26 protein-coding genes and 1 pseudogene are annotated in these 20,429 nt (G+C 71.5%); 20 read left to right on the forward strand and 7 right to left on the reverse strand.

The genetic code is table 11. The features are described 5' to 3' along the window. The first annotated feature begins 14 nt into the window (after window positions 1-14). From QK442_RS33250 to QK442_RS33305, 12 genes are all read left to right on the forward strand, one after another. The gene (locus QK442_RS33250; protein WP_282697843.1) at window positions 15-707 is read left to right on the forward strand and encodes a hypothetical protein; all 693 of its coding nucleotides are present in this window, start codon (window positions 15-17) and stop codon (window positions 705-707) included. 337 nt (window positions 708-1,044) lie between these two features. Next, window positions 1,045-1,482 carry a hypothetical protein gene (locus tag QK442_RS33255; protein WP_282697844.1) on the forward strand — a complete coding sequence of 146 codons (438 nt, stop codon included), beginning with the start codon at window positions 1,045-1,047 and terminating at the stop codon, window positions 1,480-1,482. Then, on the forward strand, window positions 1,479-1,898 hold the full coding sequence (locus QK442_RS33260; protein WP_282697845.1) for a hypothetical protein: 420 nt from the start codon (window positions 1,479-1,481) through the stop codon (window positions 1,896-1,898). Before QK442_RS33255 ends, QK442_RS33260 begins: the two co-directional genes overlap by 4 nt. Continuing rightward, entirely contained in the window at window positions 1,899-2,288 is a 390-nt protein-coding gene (locus QK442_RS33265; protein ID WP_282697846.1) for a hypothetical protein, read from the forward strand. A gap of 32 nt (window positions 2,289-2,320) precedes the next feature. Next, on the forward strand, window positions 2,321-3,166 hold the full coding sequence (locus tag QK442_RS33270; protein WP_282697847.1) for a winged helix-turn-helix transcriptional regulator: 846 nt from the start codon (window positions 2,321-2,323) through the stop codon (window positions 3,164-3,166). Then, on the forward strand, window positions 3,163-3,588 hold the full coding sequence (locus QK442_RS33275; RefSeq protein WP_282697848.1) for a hypothetical protein: 426 nt from the start codon (window positions 3,163-3,165) through the stop codon (window positions 3,586-3,588). Before QK442_RS33270 ends, QK442_RS33275 begins: the two co-directional genes overlap by 4 nt. Window positions 3,589-3,659: 71 nt before the next feature. Further along, window positions 3,660-4,406, forward strand: a complete 747-nt coding sequence (locus QK442_RS33280) for a hypothetical protein (RefSeq protein WP_282697849.1) — start codon at window positions 3,660-3,662, stop codon at window positions 4,404-4,406. Between the two features lie 127 nt (window positions 4,407-4,533). Then, window positions 4,534-5,808, forward strand: a complete 1,275-nt coding sequence (locus QK442_RS33285) for an MFS transporter (RefSeq protein ID WP_282697850.1) — start codon at window positions 4,534-4,536, stop codon at window positions 5,806-5,808. Continuing rightward, window positions 5,805-7,307 (forward strand): ATP-grasp domain-containing protein, encoded by a 1,503-nt coding sequence (locus QK442_RS33290; RefSeq protein ID WP_282697851.1) that lies wholly within the window; start codon window positions 5,805-5,807, stop codon window positions 7,305-7,307. Before QK442_RS33285 ends, QK442_RS33290 begins: the two co-directional genes overlap by 4 nt. After that, a complete protein-coding gene (locus QK442_RS33295) occupies window positions 7,304-8,170 on the forward strand; it encodes a DUF317 domain-containing protein (RefSeq protein ID WP_282697852.1) in 867 nt (288 codons plus the stop codon). Before QK442_RS33290 ends, QK442_RS33295 begins: the two co-directional genes overlap by 4 nt. Before the next feature lie 13 nt (window positions 8,171-8,183). Beyond that, entirely contained in the window at window positions 8,184-9,017 is an 834-nt protein-coding gene (locus QK442_RS33300) for a hypothetical protein (RefSeq protein WP_282697853.1), read from the forward strand. Between the two features lie 53 nt (window positions 9,018-9,070). Then, window positions 9,071-10,096 (forward strand): LPXTG cell wall anchor domain-containing protein, encoded by a 1,026-nt coding sequence (locus tag QK442_RS33305; protein ID WP_282697854.1) that lies wholly within the window; start codon window positions 9,071-9,073, stop codon window positions 10,094-10,096. 137 nt (window positions 10,097-10,233) lie between these two features. Here QK442_RS33305 and QK442_RS33310 read toward each other — a convergent pair whose 3' ends face one another. Continuing rightward, window positions 10,234-10,386: a hypothetical protein gene (locus QK442_RS33310; RefSeq protein ID WP_282697855.1), complete on the reverse strand. Its 153-nt coding sequence runs from the start codon at window positions 10,384-10,386 to the stop codon at window positions 10,234-10,236. Window positions 10,387-10,558: 172 nt separating this feature from the next. On the opposite strand from QK442_RS33310, the gene QK442_RS33315 reads away from it, so the two are divergent. The 8 genes from QK442_RS33315 to QK442_RS33350 all read left to right on the forward strand — a co-directional run bounded on the left by QK442_RS33315 (window position 10,559) and on the right by QK442_RS33350 (window position 15,957). Continuing rightward, window positions 10,559-11,665, forward strand: a complete 1,107-nt coding sequence (locus tag QK442_RS33315; RefSeq protein WP_282697856.1) for a hypothetical protein — start codon at window positions 10,559-10,561, stop codon at window positions 11,663-11,665. Window positions 11,666-11,705: 40 nt separating this feature from the next. Beyond that, window positions 11,706-12,866: a hypothetical protein gene (locus QK442_RS33320; protein ID WP_282697857.1), complete on the forward strand. Its 1,161-nt coding sequence runs from the start codon at window positions 11,706-11,708 to the stop codon at window positions 12,864-12,866. A gap of 93 nt (window positions 12,867-12,959) precedes the next feature. Further along, window positions 12,960-13,448, forward strand: a complete 489-nt coding sequence (locus QK442_RS33325) for a hypothetical protein (protein ID WP_282697858.1) — start codon at window positions 12,960-12,962, stop codon at window positions 13,446-13,448. Further along, window positions 13,445-13,618, forward strand: a complete 174-nt coding sequence (locus tag QK442_RS33330) for a hypothetical protein (protein ID WP_282697859.1) — start codon at window positions 13,445-13,447, stop codon at window positions 13,616-13,618. Before QK442_RS33325 ends, QK442_RS33330 begins: the two co-directional genes overlap by 4 nt. A 269-nt stretch (window positions 13,619-13,887) precedes the next feature. Next, complete coding sequence (locus QK442_RS33335) at window positions 13,888-14,370, forward strand: NUDIX domain-containing protein (RefSeq protein WP_282697860.1); 483 nt, start codon at window positions 13,888-13,890, stop codon at window positions 14,368-14,370. 175 nt (window positions 14,371-14,545) lie between these two features. Continuing rightward, entirely contained in the window at window positions 14,546-14,914 is a 369-nt protein-coding gene (locus tag QK442_RS33340) for a DUF317 domain-containing protein (protein WP_282697861.1), read from the forward strand. Window positions 14,915-14,926: 12 nt separating this feature from the next. Further along, window positions 14,927-15,202, forward strand: a complete 276-nt coding sequence (locus QK442_RS33345; protein WP_282697862.1) for a hypothetical protein — start codon at window positions 14,927-14,929, stop codon at window positions 15,200-15,202. 77 nt (window positions 15,203-15,279) lie between these two features. Beyond that, the gene (locus QK442_RS33350) at window positions 15,280-15,957 is read left to right on the forward strand and encodes a DUF317 domain-containing protein (protein ID WP_282697863.1); all 678 of its coding nucleotides are present in this window, start codon (window positions 15,280-15,282) and stop codon (window positions 15,955-15,957) included. A gap of 136 nt (window positions 15,958-16,093) precedes the next feature. Here the strand turns inward: QK442_RS33350 and QK442_RS33355 are convergent, their stop codons facing one another. The 6 genes and pseudogenes from QK442_RS33355 to QK442_RS33380 all read right to left on the reverse strand — a co-directional run. Further along, window positions 16,094-16,789 carry a hypothetical protein gene (locus tag QK442_RS33355; RefSeq protein ID WP_282697864.1) on the reverse strand — a complete coding sequence of 232 codons (696 nt, stop codon included), beginning with the start codon at window positions 16,787-16,789 and terminating at the stop codon, window positions 16,094-16,096. Window positions 16,790-16,874: 85 nt separating this feature from the next. Further along, a complete protein-coding gene (locus tag QK442_RS33360; protein WP_282697865.1) occupies window positions 16,875-17,180 on the reverse strand; it encodes a hypothetical protein in 306 nt (101 codons plus the stop codon). A gap of 265 nt (window positions 17,181-17,445) precedes the next feature. After that, the gene (locus tag QK442_RS33365; RefSeq protein ID WP_282697866.1) at window positions 17,446-19,155 is read right to left on the reverse strand and encodes a mobilization protein; all 1,710 of its coding nucleotides are present in this window, start codon (window positions 19,153-19,155) and stop codon (window positions 17,446-17,448) included. 4 nt (window positions 19,156-19,159) lie between these two features. Next, window positions 19,160-19,678 (reverse strand): plasmid mobilization relaxosome protein MobC, encoded by a 519-nt coding sequence (locus QK442_RS33370; RefSeq protein ID WP_282697871.1) that lies wholly within the window; start codon window positions 19,676-19,678, stop codon window positions 19,160-19,162. A gap of 212 nt (window positions 19,679-19,890) precedes the next feature. Further along, window positions 19,891-20,076, reverse strand: a complete 186-nt coding sequence (locus QK442_RS33375; protein ID WP_282697867.1) for a hypothetical protein — start codon at window positions 20,074-20,076, stop codon at window positions 19,891-19,893. Then, window positions 20,073-20,429 (reverse strand): annotated as a pseudogene (locus QK442_RS33380) (hypothetical protein); the annotation flags it as partial. The gene QK442_RS33375 and the pseudogene QK442_RS33380, both read right to left, overlap by 4 nt.

Consider the following 20,429-nt stretch of genomic DNA (forward strand, 5'->3'; position numbering starts at 1 on the left):
CGAGGCCGGCTGGCATGCCCGTGCCCCGATCTGCTCCGCCGTCCGTCCGCAAGGCCCTGACCTCCCTCGACCACCGTGTCGAACTCGCCATCGGATTCACGGTCGACCGGCTCTGGCGCGACCACGACCGCGGTCTGCTCGATGAGCAGACCGCGAGGATCGCCGCCGCCCACCGTTCCCTGTCTGACGCCGAGCGATCCGTGACCTTCTACCGCGTCCTCCTCCATCGCCTGTCGAGCGACGAGTACCCGATGGAGCCGGCGCTCTTCCCGCGTATCGAGCGCACCGTCGAGCAGCTCAAGGAGGCCGTCCTCATCCGGGGAGCCCGCGAGACGGATCTGTCCGACGTCCTCGAACCCGTGGAGGCGACCTCCGCCCGCAGCCCGGCCGGCCACACCGACCTGAAGGCCCGCGACCTCGCCATGCTCCTGGCAATCGGCCAAGGCGCCAAGCTCCACGAGCACCTGCTGACCCAGCGGGTCTCCGTGGTGACCGCCTCCGGCACCCGGATCGGTCAGCACGACTTCTCCCGGCTGGAGACGTCCGGGCTCGTCCAGCGCGATACCACCCACCCGCTGCACGCCGGCCAGCCGGTCACCCTCACCGACGCCGGCCGCGCCGCCCTCACCATCAGGCCCTCCAGCCGCGTCGCGAGCCGCCCCGCTCCCCGCCCCGGTGCCTGGCCCGGTGCCGCCCACACCCGCTGACCCCTTCGACTCCCAGGAGCCCCTGCCTCTTTCGGCTGCGCGCCTGTCGCCTGGAGGGCTACCAACCACCTACGCCATCAGTCGCCGCCTGGCTGGGGGACCGCTGTACGCCGATGCGAAAGTCCCGGCCGAGGCGTCCCAGCAGCGCCCGATGAAGTCCGCCAGCCCGGCGCCGGCTCAAGGGCGGACGCGGTAGCCGGGCGGCGCGAGCGGCGAAAGGTACCAGAGTTTTCCCGGTTAGGTGAACCGGCGATTCTCCGGATCCTAGACATCACCCACCCGGAGCGCACGCCTCCGGACCTTCCCGCCTGCCTGCTTCAAGGAGAGGAGTCTGCCCGTGTCCGACGAAGCCGACGATGTCCTGCAGGCCGTCGCCCGCCAGATCGAGGACCGCTTCGGCGTCCCCCTCGGTGAGCTGCGCGAGACGGTGGCCGCCGCCCGAGGAGCTTCGTTCCTGCCCACCGCCGTCGTCCGCTGGTACGAGGATCTCGAAGAGGCCCAGCGTCTGCTCGCCTCCGCCGAGGACGAGCTGGTCGATGCCTTGCAGTCGGCCCCGGCCGGCGAGCTGGACGAGCAGGTGATGGTGCTCGCGCAGCGTGTGGACACCGCGCTGACCATCCGCGACGGCCGAGCGCTGACCGTGCGCCACCTCCTGGAGGACTACCCGCTGCCCGAGCAGCCGGCCACCAGCCGCGCCGCCCGCCGCACCGGATCCGTCCTGACGACCACCCCGGTCCCGCAGGCCGCCCCTATACCCGTAAGGACCCGCCGATGAGCAACTCCATCAAGCCCAGCAGCCGGGACGACCGCTTCGCCGAGGTCTTCGGAGCCCCGCTCGACCAGTTGCTCGCAGCTCCCGCCCCCAGTCGGCACCTGCGTGAAGCCCTGGAGCTGCGGGCGTTCCTGGCCGTGACCGAGGACCACGTGGTCTGGGTCCGTGACCGCGTCCACGAGCGAAGCGATCCGAACCGGCCGTTGGACGAACTGTCCGAGGACGACCTGCGGTCGGACGCCGAGTGGATGCGGGCCGCACTCCAGGCCCGCCGCGGCTACCTGGCCGCCCTCGACAAGGTCCTGAACTCCGAACCCCCGCCGGAGTACCAGCCCGCGGTCGTGTTCAACCAGCCCGTGCTCAGCGCCCGAGCCGTACCGGCAGAGCGGACGATCGCCCCCCAGGTGAAGGGACGCTGATTGCCTCACCCCGTAACCGACCAGCTCGCCGCACGTCTCGAAAGCCTCTTCGGCCGCCCCCGGGCCGAGCTTGCCGCCATCGCCAGCACCGAACGGCCGAACATGCTGGCCACCCTCCTCGACGCGCTGGCCGACGTCGAACTGGCAGAGAAAAACATCGAGTTCCAGCGCGAGCGGCTTCTTCAGCTCGCCGACCCGGGCCATGACATCGGCCCCGCCGCAGCCGGTCATCTCCAGGACTGCAGCCGCCGGATCGCCGAATCGGTCGCCACCCGCGACACCCAAGGCCGCTTCGCCTCCGCCGTGATGCAGAGCCTCCACCGCGCCCCCGCCCCCGCCGCAACGCCCGTCGCCCCGACGCCTGCCCCGGCCGCCGCGCGCACCCGCTGAACACCCGACCACCACGTCTCAGGAGTACTCCCATGCCCGCATCCGGCCTGCCCGCCCCCGCCTCCAGCGACCTCGACCTCGTGGTCCAGGCCCTGGGGACCATCGCGCCGAGGTGGAACGCCTGGGTACTGATGAGCCTGACGCAGCCCACCCGCTACTCCGACCTCAAGGCGACGATGCCGTGGATGGCTGACGGCCAGCTCCACCCGAAGGTCCGCGGCCTGCAGGCCGCCGGCCTGGTGCGGCGCACCGAGCACGGCCGCCGCCATGTCGTCTACACGCTCACAGACCGGGGCGCCGCGCTGCTGCCCGTGCTCGACCACTTCGCCGAGTGGGGGACCACCCATCTGGAGCGGCCCACCGTGAAGGACCCCGTCACCAAGGAGACGACGACCCGTCCGGTGGCCAAGGCCGAGGAGATCGAGGACGCCCTCGCCCTCATCTCCCCCCGGCACACCACCGCGATCCTGTGGGCGCTGCGCGACCGCGGCGCCGCCACTGCCGCGTCCCTCGCCACCTCCGTTCGCCCCGACGCCCACCCCACATCCATCTACCAGCCGCTCAATCGCCTCTCGGACAAGGGCCTCGTGACGCGTGACCGAGAAGGACGCTTCACGCTCACCGCCGCCGGCCGGGCCCTGGCGCCCTCGTACCAGGCGCTCACCGCCTGGGCCACCGGCCGGTCGTCTGCTCGTCCGGCGGCGCCGCGACCCGCGGCCGTGCCCACCCAGGCCGCCTCCCAGGCCAAGGCCGCAGAGGCCGTGCTGCGTACGAACCCGGCGGCGCCCACGTGGAAGTCCGGTGACCTGTTCTCCCATCCGCCGGTCGCCCGCCCGGTCAAGGTGACGGCGGCTCCGGCGGGAGGTATGCGCCGGTGAGCGGAGCCGCTGAATCGCGGCCGGTGGTGGCGCTGGGGACGAAGACGGCCCGCGACGCCCTCGCCGCCCGCGGCCTCGTCCTCGGTTCCCACCCGCCCGGCATTGCTCTGGCCACGGTCGCCGGCCTGATCCGCCAGACGGCGGACAACGTCGACGAGGTGCAGCAGAGGCTGCTGCAGCGGGCCGACATGGCCATCAGCCAGCTCCAGTCCGTGACCCAGGGCCGCGACCGCTACCGGCACGGCTCCACCGACGGGCTCCTGCAGTCCCTCGGAACCGAGATCGACAGCCTCGTCGCCCGCCGAGGCGAAGGCATCCAGCTCCTGCGGCTGCTCACCAACAGCTACGCCGACCTCAACGGTGCGCCCAAGCCGCCCCCGGCGCCGTCCCGTCTGCCCTCTCCCCACCGTGGCGGCCGGTAGACGCTCCGTCCCCCTCCAACGGTTCATGACGGGTGCGTCGCGGCGGCACCGAACCCATCAGAAAGGCCCCGATGTCCTCTTCCGGCCCCGCACCTGACGGGAGATCCCTTCCCGAAGTCGACTTCAGAATCGATGACTTGGATGCCGACGAACAGCTCTGTGACGACTTCCACCGCCAGGTATCCGTCACGCAGGACATGTTCGTACGCCTCGCCGAGCACCACACGGCCGACGGCGTGCACAGCTACCACGTCCTGTTCGACGGATCTGCAACCTGGGGTATCCCCGGCGCGCCGCAAGTGATGGCCGTCGTCCTTCGACGAGACCCGGAAAACAAGTCGTTCAGCTTCGAGCAGGTGCGACTGCCGCTACCCGCGATGGCGCAGTCCTGGCTCATCCACCGTGGCTGCCCACCCGGAACCCTCGACCTCGATCCCGAGGCCGGCCCACCGGCGGCGGACGAAATGACGCGCGCGCTGGAAAGACGTCTTGCCGGCTCCGGAGACCACTACGCCATGGGCTACTCCTACACCCGCGACGACCCGGACGACATGGTCACCGTCGTGGCGCTGCGTGCCCTGGACGAGCGGACCCCCACTCCCTTCCGTGTCCTGGTCGAAGAGGTCGACCTCGACGCCTGGACCCACACCCTGCGCGAGGGAGGGTTCGCCACCAAGGAGGAGGCGCTGCGCTGGTGCGACGACCGCATCGCCGGCGAAGCTGCGCCCCTCCCGCCTGTCCGCCCGGCCGCCACATTCGCCCAGCCCACCGGCTTGCCGACGGCCCCCGCCGCACACCCGCCCGGCCGCTCGCGCTGAGCACCGCCGACGAGAGCTGTGCAACGCAGCCGGCGCTTCGATGGCTGCGTACAGCCGCCGGGACGGCGCTCGCATTGGCACGCCCGGAGCGGTAGCGCCGCTCCTGATCCTCTCCGACGGAAGTACATTGAACGACTTCGTGATCGCCGGCCCCCGGCATGCTCTGCCGCCCCAGCTGTCCCTGCTGCGGCGGATCTACCTACCCCGTACGGCCGACGCCGCCGCCTTCGCGATGTCCACGTACGGCATCCCGCTGATCGTGCTGGCCACCACCCAGTCCGCCACCCTCACCGGCATCGCCTTCGCCCTCGAATGGGTGCCGCGTCTGGCAGCCTTCTCGCTCGCCGGACAGGTGGTGGACCGGCACGGCACCAAGCGCGTCTTCCGCATCGCCTCGGTCCTGCGTGCCCTGGTGGTCGTCGCCGCCGCCTTCATCCTGCCCACGCAGACTGGCGGCACGGGGGCCACCATCACGGTGATGGCGCTCGCCGCGGTCACCGGAGTCGTCACCGAGTTCTCCTACATCGCCGCCGAGACCGCCGGCGCGAGCGCCAGCAAGGACGCCGGCGACCGCGCCCACCGGGTGCAGTCCGTCCTCCTGGGCATCGACCAGACCGCCACCCTGGCCGGACCCGCGCTCGCCGGGTTCCTCCTGCACGGCATCGGCGTCACCGGAACCCTGCTGACGATGGCCGCCTGCTCGCTGCTCGGAGCCCTGCTCGCACCCTGGCACCGCGAGGCACGGCTCGTTCCGCCGCCGGCGCCCGCCCTCGCCGGGCTGCGCACCGGCTGGAAGACCCTCGTCTCCCTCCCGGCGCTGGCCTGGCTCATCACCGGCCTGACCGTCTCCAACCTGGCGACCGGCGTCCTGCAGGCCGCGGCCCCGGTCATCGTCGTGCAGCACCTGGGCCAGTCCAGCGCTGCCGTCGGCGTGATCTGGTCCGCAGCCGCCGCAGCCTCCCTGCTCGCCGTCGCGCTATGCCGCTTCGCGATCGACCGCCTCGGCCTGTGGCCCGCCGGAGCGGCCAGCGCCGCCGTCGCCGCCCTGGCCGGGCTCGCCGTCTCCCAGGCCGGCGACTACACCCACTTCCTCGTCCTGACCGCCGTCCTCATGGCCGGCGAAGGAGGCATGACCGTCGTGCTGCGCACCCTGCGCTCCCGCCTCATCCCCGAGCCCGTCTTCGGCGCCACCCTCGCCGTGACGATCCTCGTGATGCTCATGCCCTTCCCCGTCGCAGGACTCCTCGTCGCCCTCACCCCCGCCACCCAGCTCGGCCACGTCCTGACCGCCTGCGCCGGTCTCCAGGCCGCCGGCCTGAGCGCAGCCTTCTGGCGCCTGCGCCGCGAACCCGCCATGCACACCAGCCCGGATGCACCGCCTGGAGCCCCCGAATCCCCGTGACCCTCACCCCTCTCTCGCCGTTCAGCGCCGACCAGGCCCTGTGCGCCGCCTCCCTCGTCCGCAGCCTGGCGGACCGGCTCGCTGCCCTGCCCGCCGCCGAGGCGAACAGCCTTGCCGGCCACCTGCTCGCCCCGGGCGGCCTGGCGACCGACATGCGCCGCCTGCTGAACGCCGCCGCCCGCCACCACCCCACCGAAGACAAGGACCACCTCCCCGTGACCGTCGCCCCGACCTCCCCGCAGCAGACCACCGGCCGCCCCACGGTCCTCGTCGTCGCCCCCGGCGACGAGGTGTACCGCGGCTACTGCCTCAAGCAGGTCGCCGCCGCCTACGACGTCGCCGTCATCACCCCGCAGCCGCTCACCTGGGAGGCCGACCACGTCGTCGACCACGAACTCGCCGACCCCTACCAGCTCGACCAGCTCCTCGCCGCAGGCGAGGCGATCACCGCCCGGCGCACCATTGCGGGCGTCCTGACCTGGAACGAGCCCCTGCTCGTCCACACCGCCCAGCTCGCCGAGCACCTCGGCCTGCGCACGAACCCGCCGGCCGTGATGGAGAACTGCCGGGACAAGCACGCCACCCGCCGACTCCTCGCCGCCCACCAGGTCCCCTCGGCGCGCTCCGGCCGGGTCCGCAATCTCCTGGAGGCCACCATCCTCGCCGAGGACATCGGGTACCCGGTCGTCCTCAAGCCCGCTGGCCAGGCCGGCAGCGTCGGCGTCATCCGCGTCGACAACAGCGAGGACCTCGCCAGCGCCTTCGACTTCGCCGCCGCAGGCGCCGGCCTGGACGGAGGCCAGAACAAGGACGTGCTGGTCGAGGAGTACCTCGACGGCCCGGAGATCAGCGTCGAGTGCGTCACCCAGCACGGCCACACCCACGCCGTCGCGGTCACCCGCAAGAAGCTCGGCTTCGAGCCCTACTTCGAAGAGGTCGGCCACACCGTCGACGCCACCGACCCGCTGCTCGACGACGTCGCCCCGATCGCCGCCGCCGCGATCCGCGCGCTCGGCCTCGACCACGGCATCCAGCACGTCGAGATGCGCCTCACGACCTCCGGCCCGCGGATCATCGAGGTCAACGGCCGTATCGGCGGCGACCTCATCGGCCACCTCGTCCGCCTCGCCACCGGCCTCGACCTGCCCCGCATCGCCGCCGACCTCGCCTGCGGCACCAACCCCCGCCTGGAGCACACCCGCCTGCGCGCCGCCGGCGTGACCCTGCTCTACCCGGAGACCTCCGGCACCCTGACCCACCGCTCCATCGACCCCGACTTCGCCGACCGCACCCGCTGGCTCGACCTCGTCCAGTGGATCGGCGCCGTCGGCGACCAGATCGTCCTGCCCCCGGACGGCGACGTCGACGTCGCCCGCGCCGGCCTTTACGTCGTCACCGGCTACGACACCGCCAAGGTCGAGCAGCGCCTCGCCGAGACCGCCCAGCACATCGCCCTCACCGTCCAGCCCGGTGCCGCGCCGGCGGAAGGCACCGCGTGACGTACACCCCGGAAGGAGACGTCTACGTCTCCCCGCGCTACCTCGCGGGACCCGACTGGTGCGCGGACGCGGGCTTCGTCCCCGTGAAGCACTGGCCCACCGTCCACCTGGAGCACGGGTCCTGCCAGATGCTGATCACCTCGCCCGACCAGCGCATCCGCATCGGCTGGTACGGCGACGACTTCGACGTCTACAAGATCACCGCCAGCGAGGACGCCTCGTCCCCAACTCGTTGGTCGGCCACCTTCAACGACATCTTCCCCACCGAGATCGTCGCCGCCTTCACCACCGCCCTCGAACGCGACTGGGAGGCACGCAAAGACCAGGACCCCTTCATCGAAGCACCCTCCCCGCACTGGGCGACGCGGGTACAACCGCTGCTCGACGCGGGCTGGCAGATGCAGCGGCTTCCGGGATCGGTCACCCTCGGCCGCAGCAGCCGCGCCGACGGCCCCTTCGTCGAGGTCACAGCCCCCGATGGCACCGCGGGCGTGTCCATCGACGTCGTCAGCGAAGACCTCGACGCGGAGACGGTGCTGCTGTGGGCCGGATCCGGATGGCACCGAGCCGAGGCCCGCTTCACCTCCCGCACACCCGCCCACCTGATCGCGGCCACCACCCAGGCCCTGCTCGACCCCGCACCGGTCCTGCGCTACCGCGAGCACCTCGCCCCCGAACTCGCCGCCCTGGCGAAGCTCACCCCGCTCACCCCGCCGAAGCCTCCGGCCCCGACCCCACTCGAAGTCCAGCGTGCCCGACGTCACACTCCCGCGATCACCACGCGCAGCGTCCCGCGCTGGAGCACCACCAGCCGACCACCCACGACCATCGCGCCGCCCGCCGTCCGCGCGGCACGCCGCTGACTCAAGGAGACTCGTGGCCCTGCACGCCAAGGAGTTCTTCGACCAGCTCGAACTCCCTCTCCCCTTCGGCACCGTCGTCGGCGACGTCTACTACGCCAGCCCGACCGACTCGCCGATACGTCTGCGCATCGAGTTCGCCCGCACGATCATGGACCGGCAGTACGACGGCCTGCGCCTGGCCGTCGTCCACGCCGAGCGCGGCACCCTCGACACCGCCCACCTCCGCTTCGCCGACCACGGCACCTTCACCCGCCGTGACGCCAAACTCGGACCCGGCGCCGCCCACGGCGTCATCCGCGACTGGCACAAGGACGGCCTGCCTCCCTGGGCCGGCGCAGACCTCACCGGCCTGCGCACCGCGATCCTCGACTTCGTCCAAGTCTCCTGCCCGACCCTCATCGCACCCCGGAGCTTCGCCATGCCAGGCCCGTGGGCCGACCGCTGGCACGACAGCCTCTGGGCGACCGACACCGTCGTACTCACCCGCCTCCACGAAGCGACCCAGGCCGTCCTCGACCTCGCCGAGGGCGGCACCTACGACGGCATGCCCATCACCGAGACTCTGCGCAACGCCCGCTACTACGTGATGGACATGGTCGGGCTTCCTCTGGACCAGGGCATGCTCGCCGAGGCCGCAGCCGTCACCCAGCTCACCGGCCGCCGTCTCGGCCCCGACACGGCCGACGCCCTCGAACGCATCGCCAGCATGCCGATGGACAAGCAGCGCGCCCTCGTCCAAGCCGCCTCCCGACGACACGCGGCCACTGCCACCCCCCTGTCAACGAGCCTCCCGTCCGCCCGTCCCGTACCGGCTCCCGGCCAGGCGCCGGCTGCCCGCTCCCACTGACCTCCGCCCGCGAGGCGTCCCCCCATCACCTGACCGAGGAGAACTCCTTCTTCATGCGTGCCCCCCGCCGCACCGCGGCCACCGTCGCCGCGACCACTCTGGCGACCAGCTCCCTGATCTGGGCCCCGACCGCCTTCGCCAGCGCCCCCGAGATCCCGCCGGGCGCCGTCGAGATCACCAAGAAGGACCCGGACGGCACCCTGCTCGCCGGCGCCGCGTTCGCCCTGCTCGACACCCTCAACGGCACCAAGGCCCTGACCGGCAAGACGAACGCTGACGGCATCCTGCTCTTCGAGGGCGTCCACCCCGGCACCTACCGCCTCAAGGAGACCGCGACCGGCAGCCCCCTCCACGACCTGGCCCCCGACCAGGACGTCATCGTCACCCCTGAGCACACCGCGAAGCTCACGATCATCGACACCTTCAAGCCCGCCGAGCTGCTCGTGAAGAAGACCGACAGGAAGACCGGCAAGCCCCTGGCCGGCGCCGTCATCAACATCACCCCCGCCACCGGCACCCGCACCGGCAAGACGATCACCCTGACCACCGGCAAGGACGGCACCGCCACCACCCCGCTCCCCGTCTCCTCCCGCAAGGGCACCGCCTACACCGGTACCGAGACCAAGGCGCCCACCGGCTACGAACTCGACGCCACTCCCGTCAAGATCACCGCCAAGCCCGCCGCGAAGACCACCGTCACCTTCACCAACACCAAGAAGGCCAAGCCCACCCCGCCGCCCACCACGCCCCCCACGACTCCGCCGACCACACCGCCCACCACGCCCCCGACGACTCCGCCGACCACCCCGCCGGTCACCCCGAGCACACCGCCCACCACACCGGCGACGACCCCGCCGACCACCCCGACCCCGAGCCGGTCCACCTCCACCGCACCGGTGCCCCCGACCGACACCCCGAGCACCCCGCCGTCCAAGGGCTCCCTCGCGCACACCGGCGCCGACTCCAACGCGTGGCTCCTCGCTGGCGGGGGCCTCCTGATCGCGGTCGGTGGCGGTGCCCTGATCGCGGTACGACGGAAGAAGACGGAGGACGCGGCGGAGACTCCGACCACCGGCTGATCAGAGGGACCTGCCAGACGCCGAGGCGCAGGCACTCGGCACCGGTGAGCCCCTCCCAGCCCGAAAGCCCCGGGAACCATCATGGTTCCCGGGGCCTTCGTCATGTCTGCGGAGACCGTTCCCGCTCCGCTGCAGCGTCAGACGCGCATGACGGCCACCGACGCGAGGGCGCCTGCCGCCCATGCGAGGAGCAGACCCTTCTCCTTGCTGAGGCCGTTCGCGTCGGCCCACCGCTTCGCGAGGGAACGCACGATCATTCCGGTCACCGCCGCTGCCGTATTCCTGGACATGGACAGGTCCTTTCGAGAGGGAAGAGCAGCGCCCGAGTTGGCGCCGCGCACTCACAGAAGCAGTGCAAACCCGCTGGTGGCAACGGGGGTTGGACCGTTTGCAAGTTAGAGCGGCCTGGAGTGGGAGTACTCGGCTCGCCCGGCCTGCCGCAGCGCCCCTACGCTGCCCGGCATGGCAGTCGAACCCCATGTCCTGCAGCGCGACGACCTCCTGCGCGCCGCCACATCCGCCGGCTTCAGCACCATGACCGCGAGGAAGCTGGAGAGCTTCCGCAGTAACGGCCTGATGCCCCATCCTGTCCGCGTCGGCAACGACGGACGCCGCCCGGTCTGGGTCTACCCGCCGGGCAGCGACCACCAGCTGGTTCGGCTCCTGAGCTGGCGCGAGCACACAATGGACGCGGACGTGCTGCGGGTCGTGCTGTGGGTTGAGGGCTTCCCTCTTGACCTCGATTCCGTCCGTACCTCCGCGACCATCGTGGTGGACGACCTGTCGCACGAGCTGGAGCAGCTCCTTCAGACCGAGGCATCCCGCCAGGGCCTCGACCCGGTCGACGGCCAGGACGCGGTCGTGGGCGCCGTCGCCGCGACCATGGCCGCGATGCGGGGCAAGCGCGCTCTGCCCCGCCCGATCCGCGCCCCGGCCAGCGACCGGGCAACCGCTGTCGCGCACATGCTCCAGATCTTCGTCCTCGGCACCCGGCCGGACGTGACGGAAGACGAGGCGGAGACGATCGAGAAGGTCCTCGGCGTCTCGCCGGGCAGACGGCAGCGGGTGGAAGGGGCCGAGCCCTGGCTGACCGGTCCGGCGAGCCTCGTCGTCGGTGCTGCCGACGTCGTGTCCCTGCCGCGGATGGCCGAAGCGCTCGCCGAAGCCACCGACGCCGAATGGGAGGAAGCCCGCTTGGCAGCCAGGCTGCTCTTCCTCCAGCTCCCCGTTGTCGCTCGCGCCGTTGCCGCCCAAACCGGCAAGGAGAACCTCGCGGGTTTCGGCGTATTCGCTGTTCTCGACAGCGAGCCACTCTTCGCCGTCCTTCTGCTCGCCTTCGCCCTGGGAGCGCGCCGGGCCGACTGGGCTGGCAACGTTGAGGACCTGACTGACTCGCTCACGCCCTGGCCCTCTCTCATCGGCGAGATGAAGCAGGTACTCGACATGCCGCAGCCCGTACTCGAACACAACCTCGCCGGCCATGGGTCCGAAATGCAGGCCAGCACCGAGAAGATCATCCAGGCTCTCCTCGACGGCGAGCTGGACCCCGGCCCCCGCCCCGACCGCTAACGCGAGAAGCGTCACGACCAGCGGACCGTAGGGTTCTCCTATGAGTACGGTGCGTGCCCGGGTGTGGCGTTTCACGATCGAGAAGGGGAAGGCCGGCGCGGAGGCTGTCCAGGCCGTCGAGATCGGCCAGGGCCCGCTCCCTGTCTCCCTGGCCGCCATGGTCAACGCCAACGCCCTGGCCTGCGACCTGCGCAAAAAGGTCGACCAGCGAGTGCGCGACCACGAGATCAGCTTGCTGCTCAGCTACATCCTGGGTGACCAGGGCAAGGGACCGCTCGGAGTCGACTGCACCGCTCTCGACTCCAGCGCCCTCCACATCAAGCGCTTCGTAAGCGAGTGCACCGGGCTCGGCGTGATGAGCGCCGCCAGCACGGCCCTGTTCGACTGGACCCATAAGACCGGCGGCCTCAGCAGCTTCGACGTGCTGCCGGGAAAACTCCAAGGGGTCTACGCGAAGACCGGCGTGCGGCCGGATCTGCTGTACGACCTGGCCGACGGGCCGGTCGCCGGAGAGGCGCGGGGACGGCGTCGGGACAGCTCGCTGATGTTCCCGGCGGGCAAGGGCACCCCGGAGCAGAGGAAGCGGCTGGAGAAGCTCGCCCAGTGGTCCGCCGCCCACGGCGATCACGCCTTCTTCATGAGCTGGGTCTGGCTCGGTCTGGGCGGGGTGTACGTCGATATCTTCCTGCCCGACGGCTCCGCGGCCTTGAAGGGCCTCAAGACCGACTGGATCGAGGTCCCCGGAGATCCCGAGCCGTGGGAGTTCCGCGTCCCGCCTCCCGACCGACGACGCGCAGTGGACCCGGCCCCGGACGAGGAACTCGTGGCGATGCTTCCCGGGGTCAGTGGTCAGGCAGCCACGAGGGAGGCCATCCGCCAGACTGGCCCGGCGGTGGAAGAGGCGATGACCCGGGCCTTCAAGCGCGAGGAGACCCAGCTTGGCACGCTCGCCGGTGTACCCGTGCGAGGACGCTGGATCCGCGGTGACCTCCTGGGCGAGGCCCGGCACGAAGTCCTGCTCGCAGTCCTGGGCGAGCGCATCGAACTGAACCGCCGTGCCCAGCGCGAACGACTGGCCAGTCTCACCGGAGACCGGCTCGACACCTACCTCGACGGCCGCCTGCTCACCGCCGTACGACCGATCGACGGCCCCCGGCCGGGATGGGACCGGATCAGCGCAGAGCTGCTGGAACTGACCTAAGACCCGCCCGGCCGGCTCTGTCCGCAGGCCGGCCGCACGACTCCGGTCCCTCCGGCTAGCCTGCTGGCCTCGGCACATCGCTACGCTGCAGCGGTGAACGTGCCCTCCTCGCTGCCCGGAGACCCCTCCGAGCTGCGCCTGCGTATCTCCTACACCGGCGACCTCACCGACATCCCCCAGGACGACACCCTGGAGCGGTGGGACGTGGAGATCCTCCACGAGGAGAGCAAAGTCGGCGCGATGACCTTCTACAGGGTGCACCTCGACCGGGGCGCGAACGCCTACCGGACAATGGAAGAGGCATCCGCCGAGCTCGACGAAACCGCCCAGGCCCTTCTCGACCCCGACACGGGCAACCTCACCGAGGACGCGAGCACGTCCTTGCCGTACGTGGGCTCTGCCCTACTCGTCATGGACAGGGTGACCCTGGACGAGCAGTGGCGCGGGCACGGCCTCGGCCCCATCCTCGCCACCGAGGCGATCCACCGTCTCATGGCTGGCTGCCGCGGCATCGTCTGTACGCCGGGCGTCACCGACCTCACCAGCGACCGTTTGAGGAACAGGCGGAGTTCGACCGGGTGACCGCCAAGATCGCCCGAGGATGGGAACACATCGGCTTCCGCTCCTATCAAGGCACCGTCTACCTCCTCTCGCCGGCTTCGCTGGAGCTGGAGGAACAACGAGGGGCAATGAGAGGACGACTCGCCGAACTCGGCGCCGTGTGGCGCCATGCCCAAGCCCGCCACACGTGACCCTGACCTGGGACGTGGTGAAGCAGTGGACGGAGTCGTTCCACGGGCGTTCCTCGTCATCGAGCCAAGGTCCGTTCTGCGGCGGTGTCTCAGCGCACCCCCACCACCCCCGCAGCCCCCTTCGGGACAGCCCCGCTTAGGGGCCCGAGCACCGTGTTCGCTTCGTCCTAGTGCAGTGCCGCAAGCCGAGGCGGGCGCACGGTCGTGTTCGGCGCGGCAGAGTGTTCAGAATGGCCACCCCGGCGCCCCGGTCGTCCTAAGTTGTGGGCATGATTCCTGATTTCGTGTCAGACCTCCGGCGGGCGGTCGGCCCCGAATTTCTGCTGTGGCTTCCCGGGGTGGTCGCGGTCGTCCGCGACGAGCAGCGGCGGGTGCTGCTGCAGCGTCGGTCCGCCGCCGGGCTGTGGACGCCGCTGAGCGGGATCGTGGAGCCGGGTGAGGCCCCGGCCGCCGCGGCGGCGCGGGAGGTCGAGGAGGAGACCGGGGTGCGGATCGTGGTGGAGCGCCTGGCGGCAGTGACGCACTCCCCGCCGGTCACGCACGCCAACGGCCACAGGGCGCAGTACCTGGAGCTGGTCTTCGCCTGCCGCCCGGTCGGCACGGGGCAGGCGGCCCAGGTCTGCGACGACGAGTCGGTCGAGGTCAACTGGTTCGCGCTGGACGCGCTGCCGCCGATGAGCGACCGGATGCGGGAGATCATCGCGACGGTCGAGAAGGACGAGGCAGCGGCCCATTTCGCCCCGGCGCCGTGACCGCGCGCCCTCCCCGCGCGTAGGAGCCGGAGGCCAGCCTGCTCAATCGCGTGCCCGTTCTCCACCAGTTCGCCGGAGGCAGACAGGAAGGAACACGAAAGGACTGGTGGACAGGCGGAAGGGATGTCAACGTGGACCCCTTCCCGAAAGCACCAGGTCAGAGAGGTAATTGCCTATGACCGTCGATGCTGCGAGGCCAGGCTTCTCCACCACCGTCGCAGACCTACGACTGCGGACATGGCTGCTCGGCCGGGGACAGCCGATGGACGTCATCGACCTGTTCACCGACGCCGACTTCAAGGTCGTCGTCGACGACCGCGCCGATGTCCACATCGCGTCGCGAGACGGCCGGCTCTACCTCGGCTTCTTCCCCGGCGGCCGGCCCGGGACCGACGCAGAGGGCTGGAAACTCGCGGTCACCGGCACCGCGGATGTACCCGGCTACTGCGTCTCCTTCCACCGGGAGACCCCCGCGGCCGTCGTCGCCGCGACCGTCAGCAGCGTGCTGGCCACGTCCACCCCCGCCGCCCCCTTCCCCACCTGATAGGAACCGCTGTTGTCTTCCCCTCTCACCGCTCGCGATCTCATCGACCGGCTGTCCGCAGTCGACCCTGACACCCCAGTGCGCCTCGCCATCAACCCCCTTTTCCCGCTTCAGCACGGCATCGCCGACGTGATCGCTGTGAAGGACGCGCTCGGCCGCGTGACGGTCTACGTGACGGAGAACGGCGAGCAGCAGGGCCCCGTCCCGCCGGAGGTCACCGTCGCTGCCGGCTGGCACGAGCCCACCGAAGCACCCCGCCGCGCGCGCTCCGCCATCGCCGCGCAGTAACCATCCGCACCCACTGCCTGGAGGCGCCCCTGAACTCGCACCACCATTCCCTCTATCCCTCCCGTCCCGCCTACTGGGTGCGTCCGCGGCACCTTGCCGGCGACGACGACGAACTCGCCGATCGTGTGGCCGAGGGTCTCATGGAGGCCGGCTGGTCGACCTGGACAACGGCCCGCTCCACCCTTCTGTACCTGAGCCCCCGTGGACTCGCCGGCGCCGAGTGGGTGCGCGGCTCCCACGACTTCCTCCTCGGCGACCTCCAGGTCGCCTGGTACGTCTCCGCCCGCCCGCACCCGGCCAGCGCCGCGATGGAGTGGACCGCCTGCTTCACCACCGGCACGCCTCCCGAGGCCATCGCCGACTTCCTCCTGGCCACCGAGGCGCGCACCGACCCCGCCGTCAACTACGACGACTACAGTCGCGTCCTCGACGCCCTGTGCGCGCAGGGCTGGGCCCGGGACATCGACACCCCCGACACCCGTGCCTGGGATCCCGGCATGTCGGCGGGATTCGCCTGGGCCGAGCTCCCCGAGATGATCCGCGACGGCGACCCGCGCCCCGGCCTGTCCGGGTGGCAGGCGTGGGCCGAGCCGGTGATCGGCGACCCCTACCAGTGGACCGCAGTCTTCAGCGCGAGCGTCCCCCACGATCTGGTCTCGGCCTTCGCCGCGTCGCTCGCAGCGCCCACTCCGGTGCTGCGCCGCAACCCGCCCGAGAGCGCCGCCGACCGCCTCTCCGTGACGCCAGCAACCTGACCCGCCGCCCGTGCTGGCAATCCGTTCTTCGCGTCCGCACCTGTCCTTGAACAGCCGCGGACGCTGCCCGACGGGAAATGAAGACGGCCCCTGGGCTCCACATCGGAGCCCAGGGGCCGTCTTCGTGTGTGCTCGGTCAGCCGCGGGCCTTGTCGACCGCGCGGGCCAGATGGGTGTCGACGAGAGCGGGGGAGCCGGACACGACGACGAGAACGGAACCGGTGCGTACGGCGGTCTGCTTCATCACGGTGTCGCGACCGCCGGCGGTGAAGGTGAGCAGCTGGCTCCAGGCTTCGTCGCCGAGGGCAGGCGCCGGGAGCTTCTGCGTCGTGACGGCTATCGGGGCGTCGCCGACGACGACCTGGTACACCGGGCAGCCGGTCATCGCCTCGAACACGGTCCTCGTGCCGGGGGCGAGCTTGGCGACGGTGTCGCTGTAGAGCTCCTCGGTCACCTCGGAGCCGGGGCCGCGGGTGTAGGAGAACGTGGCCTTCGCGCTGTTGGGGAAGTCCAGGTCCCCGCCGGCGGCGCCGTCGCCGCCGAGCTTCTCCAGGGCGGGGCAGCCGATGACGGTGACATCGTCGCGGTCGCCGCTGTCGGTCTTCGCCTGACGGGTGTAGCCCTGGCCGAGGTCGGACTCGTCCAGCAGCCGCCGGGAGAGAGCTGCCGAGGAGAGCGGAGCCTCGGCGGGTTTGGCCGCGGCAGCCGGCTTGCCCGCGGCGGCCGGCGCGGAATCGGAGACAGCGGGGGAGGCGCTGCCCTTCGCACAGCCCGAAACGGCGAGGGCGGCAAGAGCGGCAAAGGACAGAGCGGCGGAGGCGCGACGGTGCACAGGGATCCTTCGGTGGTCGGCTGGTCTGACGGCGCCGGACCCGAAACGGGTTCTCCTCCGGCGGTTCGGCGGGACGAGGACGGGATTAGTGGCCGAGGTCTCGCAGGCCGTCGCCGTAGGTCTCGTGCCGGTGGGTGACCGGACCGCTGTGCCGGTCGTACCACGCGGTGTCGAGGCGGGGCTCGTGCTGCTCGTGGCCGGCGGGGCAACGCAGCCACACCTCGTCACGGAGGCTGATCACGACCCAGCCGCGGTAGGAGCCGCACGTCCCGCACGCCCGGACGTCACCATCGACGACCAGCGGGTGGGGGTGCGTCATCATCAGCCCCTCCACCTCCTGGCGCACCACGGCCGGGGAATCGAGAGGGGGCTCGACGTGCGTGGCGCTCACAGCCTCAGACCACGTCCAGGCCCCTCGTTGCTGACGGGCCGCACGCCTGCGTCCAAACACGTCTTCCCCTTTCGACGGCTTCCATCGGACGGGGATCGTGCCTCGAACGACCGGGTGGCTTCAACTCTCGGATATGCCATTGTCATGTCGCGCTTCTTGGTCGGGGTGCTTATCGATCGGGACGTCGAAATGCTCGGGGCCCGGCCCGTGCACGGCCGGGAGGCCGGAGACCGCCGGACGCGGCACGTCGCGCTTGTCCGGCGTCCTACCTGCGACGGCGGGGGAAACGGTTGTCGTCCGAAGGTGTTCTGCCCGTCGGCGAGCTGCCGAGGCGGGAGACGGTCGGCACGGCGGTTGCGTCGGCGGGAAGGTTCGCGGCACGGCGCAGGCGCCAGACGAGGACGTCACTGACCGACTCGGCGGTGCCCAGCTCGCGGCGGTCGGCGGCGTCGGCGAGCAGGGTTGCCGGGTCGTGGCCGGCGGCTTCGGCGTCGGCGAGTGTGGCTGCGAGGGCGTACCAGCCCTCCTCGGCGAGAACCTGCTCGGCAAGGAGGGGGATGGCCGCGTACAGCGTGGCGGTCTGCCGTTGGAGCAGCGGCCGGGACAGGCGCCGGCCCCGCTGGTGGAGCACGGTGAGCGGATGGCTGGCAGTGGCCTGGTAGGCGGCTCGAAGGTGTGCGGCGGCCTGCTGGGCAGCCTCGGCCTGCTGAGCGTGGCCCTTTCGCGCGTGCCAGTGCGCTGCGGCGGTGATCAGGAAGAACAGCATGTCGATCGCCATGGCCGTGGTCGCGCCGTCCTCGCCGCGGCCGAGGGCCGGACCGCTGTGGACGAGTTCGCGGGCGGCCTGGCGCAGGGCACGGTCGTGCCCGCGTACGGCGCGGACGTGCGAGCGGGAGGCACGCTCGAACGCCCAGGCTGCTTCTCGCAGTTCGCGCCGGGTGTGCGCGGCGGACGTCTTCGCGAGCGCGTCGAGGATCTCTCCGGCGGCGGCGATGTGCGCGGCGGCAGGGCCGTCCTCGCCGTGCTCGACGACCAGGAGGGCCTGCCAGGCGGCAGTCGCCGTGCTGCGTCGCGCTGCGGCCGGCGCCGCAGGGGCCGGGCGCAGGGACCTAACTGCGTCGCCGGTCGGGGCGGCGGTGTCCGCGGACCAGCGTTCGCGGATGCGGGGCAGGCTGAGGTCGGGGGCGAGGCGGGCGCCGGAGTAGTACACGGGCTCGCCGTCCTTGTTGCGGTCGTCGGGCAGGGCGACCTTGTAGCCCAGGAGGTCGCCCGACGGGGCGACGCGCGTCTTCACCAGAAGGCCGGCCGAGGCCAGGCGGCCGAAGAACTCCTTCTCGCTGACCGCGCCGGCCACCGCCCGCCGTACGGTCTCGCGCAGTTCTTCGCGGGCGGTCCGCTCGCGGCCCTGGCGCTCGGCCTTGTGGCGCTCGGCGCTGGTGGGGCGCTGGGCGGCGGTACCGTCGCCGGGCTTGAGGCGGCGCAGTCCGAGTTCCTGCTCCAGGAGGCGGGCCTCGGCCTGGACGCGGACGGCGTCGCGGTCGAGGTCGGGCCGGTAGCCGTCCTCGCGGGCGAGGGTGGCGAGGATGTGGATGTGGTCGTCGGCGTGCCGGACGGCGACCCAGCGGCAGCCCGCGCCCTGGCCGGGGTCGTCGATGCCGGCGGCGGCGACCATGCGCCGGGCAACATCGCCCCACTCCTCGTCAGTGAGGATCCGGTCGGTGGGACCGTTGCGCACGGACAGGTGCCACACGTGCGGCTTCGCCCGCTGGTCGTCGGTGAGGAGGGCGAGGGGCTGGTCGAGGAGCTGCTGGAGCTGCTTGTACGTGGCCTCGGCGTCGCGGCCGGGGTCGGGGGCGGCATGGTCCCAGGACGCCACGAGGTGCGGGTCGACGTGCTCCTCGGCCTTGCCCGGCCCGTACAGGTAGTAGAGCAGGCCGATGGTGCGCTTCCCGCGCTTGTGGATCTTGGGGACCATGGTCTTAACGGCTTTCGAGGAGCTTGTCGGTGGCGGCCTGGACACGTTCGGTCGCTCGGCGGACGGCGTCGAGGACGGCGTCGAGCTGGGCGTCCGCCGGCCGGTCGCCCGAGTTGACCGCCCAGGCGAGCTGGTTGAGGTTGTTGCCGACGTGGCCGAGGTGCCGGCGTGCGGCGAAGACCTCGGAGATCAGCTCGCGTTCGCCGGCGATGGACCCGGCGGCGGCGCCCGGGTTGCGGGCGGCTGCGAGGGCGGCGCGGGCGAGGAAGGCGGGAAGGCTCGTACGGGCGGCAGCGGCGGCGGCGACGAGCTGCTGCTTCTCAGTGGCGTTGAGACGGACGCTGCACACGTAGGAGCGCTTGTCGGGGTCGCTCTTCGGCGAGCGCTTGCGCGAAGCGGTCTTCGCGGTACGGCGGATGCGGCGGGGCGTGAGCTTCTCCGGCTGCGATCCGCCCTCGGTCGCAGCCTCGTGGTCCAGCACCCCCCGGTGCTGGACCACTCCCGCCCCCTCCGGGGCGGGCATGGCCAAGACGCGCTTCCCCGACGGGGAAGAGTGTCTTGGCCGATAACTTGCTCCTCCTGGGGACGAGTTGGTCCCCGGCTGGATGGCCGAGGGGAGGAACGGTTCCTGCGATTCCGGCATGGTCTCTGCGTTCTCGATTCGGGGAGGAAGCGGGACCGCTCCGGACGGAATCCGGAGCGGTGGGGGTCACGGGCGGTCGCGCCGGCGCAGGGCTACCCGCATTCGAGGCACCGGGCGACGTGCCCGGACAGGTCCCGCGCCATGCGGTGCTTGGTGCTCGTGGCCAGCCCCGCGCTGCCCCTCGCGGCCGAGCCCGCCTGGGCAGCGTGGTTGAGCAGGTAGGTGGCCTCCTGCTCGTACTTGGCCCGGATGCGGGCGAACTGCCGGCATGTATTCATCGGTGGCTCCTCACAGTGGTGGTCTGAAGGCTGCGCAGGTGGGCCAGGACCGGGGTCAGCCGCTCGTTTCGGATCGGGATCTTGTGTTCGCGCATGATCTGGCGGAGCTGCACTCGGGTGATCGACTCGTTGCCGTCCCGTTCCAGGGCGTTTGGGACGTGGGGCCGGACCAGGTCGACGATCTCGTCCACGGTCAGACGGGAGCGTCGGCCTCCTGCCTCCGGCGGCGGTTCCTGGTCGCCGTTGGTCCCGGTCCCGGTCCCCGCCCCGGGCCCCGTCCCGGTCCCCATCCCGGTCTCGGTCTCGGTCTCGGTCCCCGTCTCGGTCTCGGTCCCCGTCTCGGTCTCGGTCCC

Origin of the sequence: Streptomyces sp. CC208A, assembly GCF_030010625.1 — a bacterium.
Classification (GTDB): Bacteria; Actinomycetota; Actinomycetes; order Streptomycetales; family Streptomycetaceae; genus Streptomyces.

Excerpts from the sequence above, each read along its gene's own strand:
- QK442_RS33250 (WP_282697843.1), top strand. The coding sequence starts at position 15 with ATGCCCGTGCCCCGATCTGCTCCGCCGTCCGTCCGCAAGGCCCTGACC.
- QK442_RS33260 (WP_282697845.1), top strand. The coding sequence starts at position 1,479 with ATGAGCAACTCCATCAAGCCCAGCAGCCGGGACGACCGCTTCGCCGAG.
- QK442_RS33270 (WP_282697847.1), top strand. The coding sequence starts at position 2,321 with ATGCCCGCATCCGGCCTGCCCGCCCCCGCCTCCAGCGACCTCGACCTC.
- QK442_RS33280 (WP_282697849.1), top strand. The coding sequence starts at position 3,660 with ATGTCCTCTTCCGGCCCCGCACCTGACGGGAGATCCCTTCCCGAAGTC.
- QK442_RS33305 (WP_282697854.1), top strand. The coding sequence starts at position 9,071 with ATGCGTGCCCCCCGCCGCACCGCGGCCACCGTCGCCGCGACCACTCTG.
- QK442_RS33310 (WP_282697855.1), bottom strand. The coding sequence starts at position 10,386 with ATGTCCAGGAATACGGCAGCGGCGGTGACCGGAATGATCGTGCGTTCC.
- QK442_RS33315 (WP_282697856.1), top strand. The coding sequence starts at position 10,559 with ATGGCAGTCGAACCCCATGTCCTGCAGCGCGACGACCTCCTGCGCGCC.
- QK442_RS33320 (WP_282697857.1), top strand. The coding sequence starts at position 11,706 with ATGAGTACGGTGCGTGCCCGGGTGTGGCGTTTCACGATCGAGAAGGGG.
- QK442_RS33335 (WP_282697860.1), top strand. The coding sequence starts at position 13,888 with ATGATTCCTGATTTCGTGTCAGACCTCCGGCGGGCGGTCGGCCCCGAA.
- QK442_RS33340 (WP_282697861.1), top strand. The coding sequence starts at position 14,546 with ATGACCGTCGATGCTGCGAGGCCAGGCTTCTCCACCACCGTCGCAGAC.
- QK442_RS33365 (WP_282697866.1), bottom strand. The coding sequence starts at position 19,155 with ATGGTCCCCAAGATCCACAAGCGCGGGAAGCGCACCATCGGCCTGCTC.
- QK442_RS33370 (WP_282697871.1), bottom strand. The coding sequence starts at position 19,678 with ATGCCCGCCCCGGAGGGGGCGGGAGTGGTCCAGCACCGGGGGGTGCTG.
- QK442_RS33375 (WP_282697867.1), bottom strand. The coding sequence starts at position 20,076 with ATGAATACATGCCGGCAGTTCGCCCGCATCCGGGCCAAGTACGAGCAG.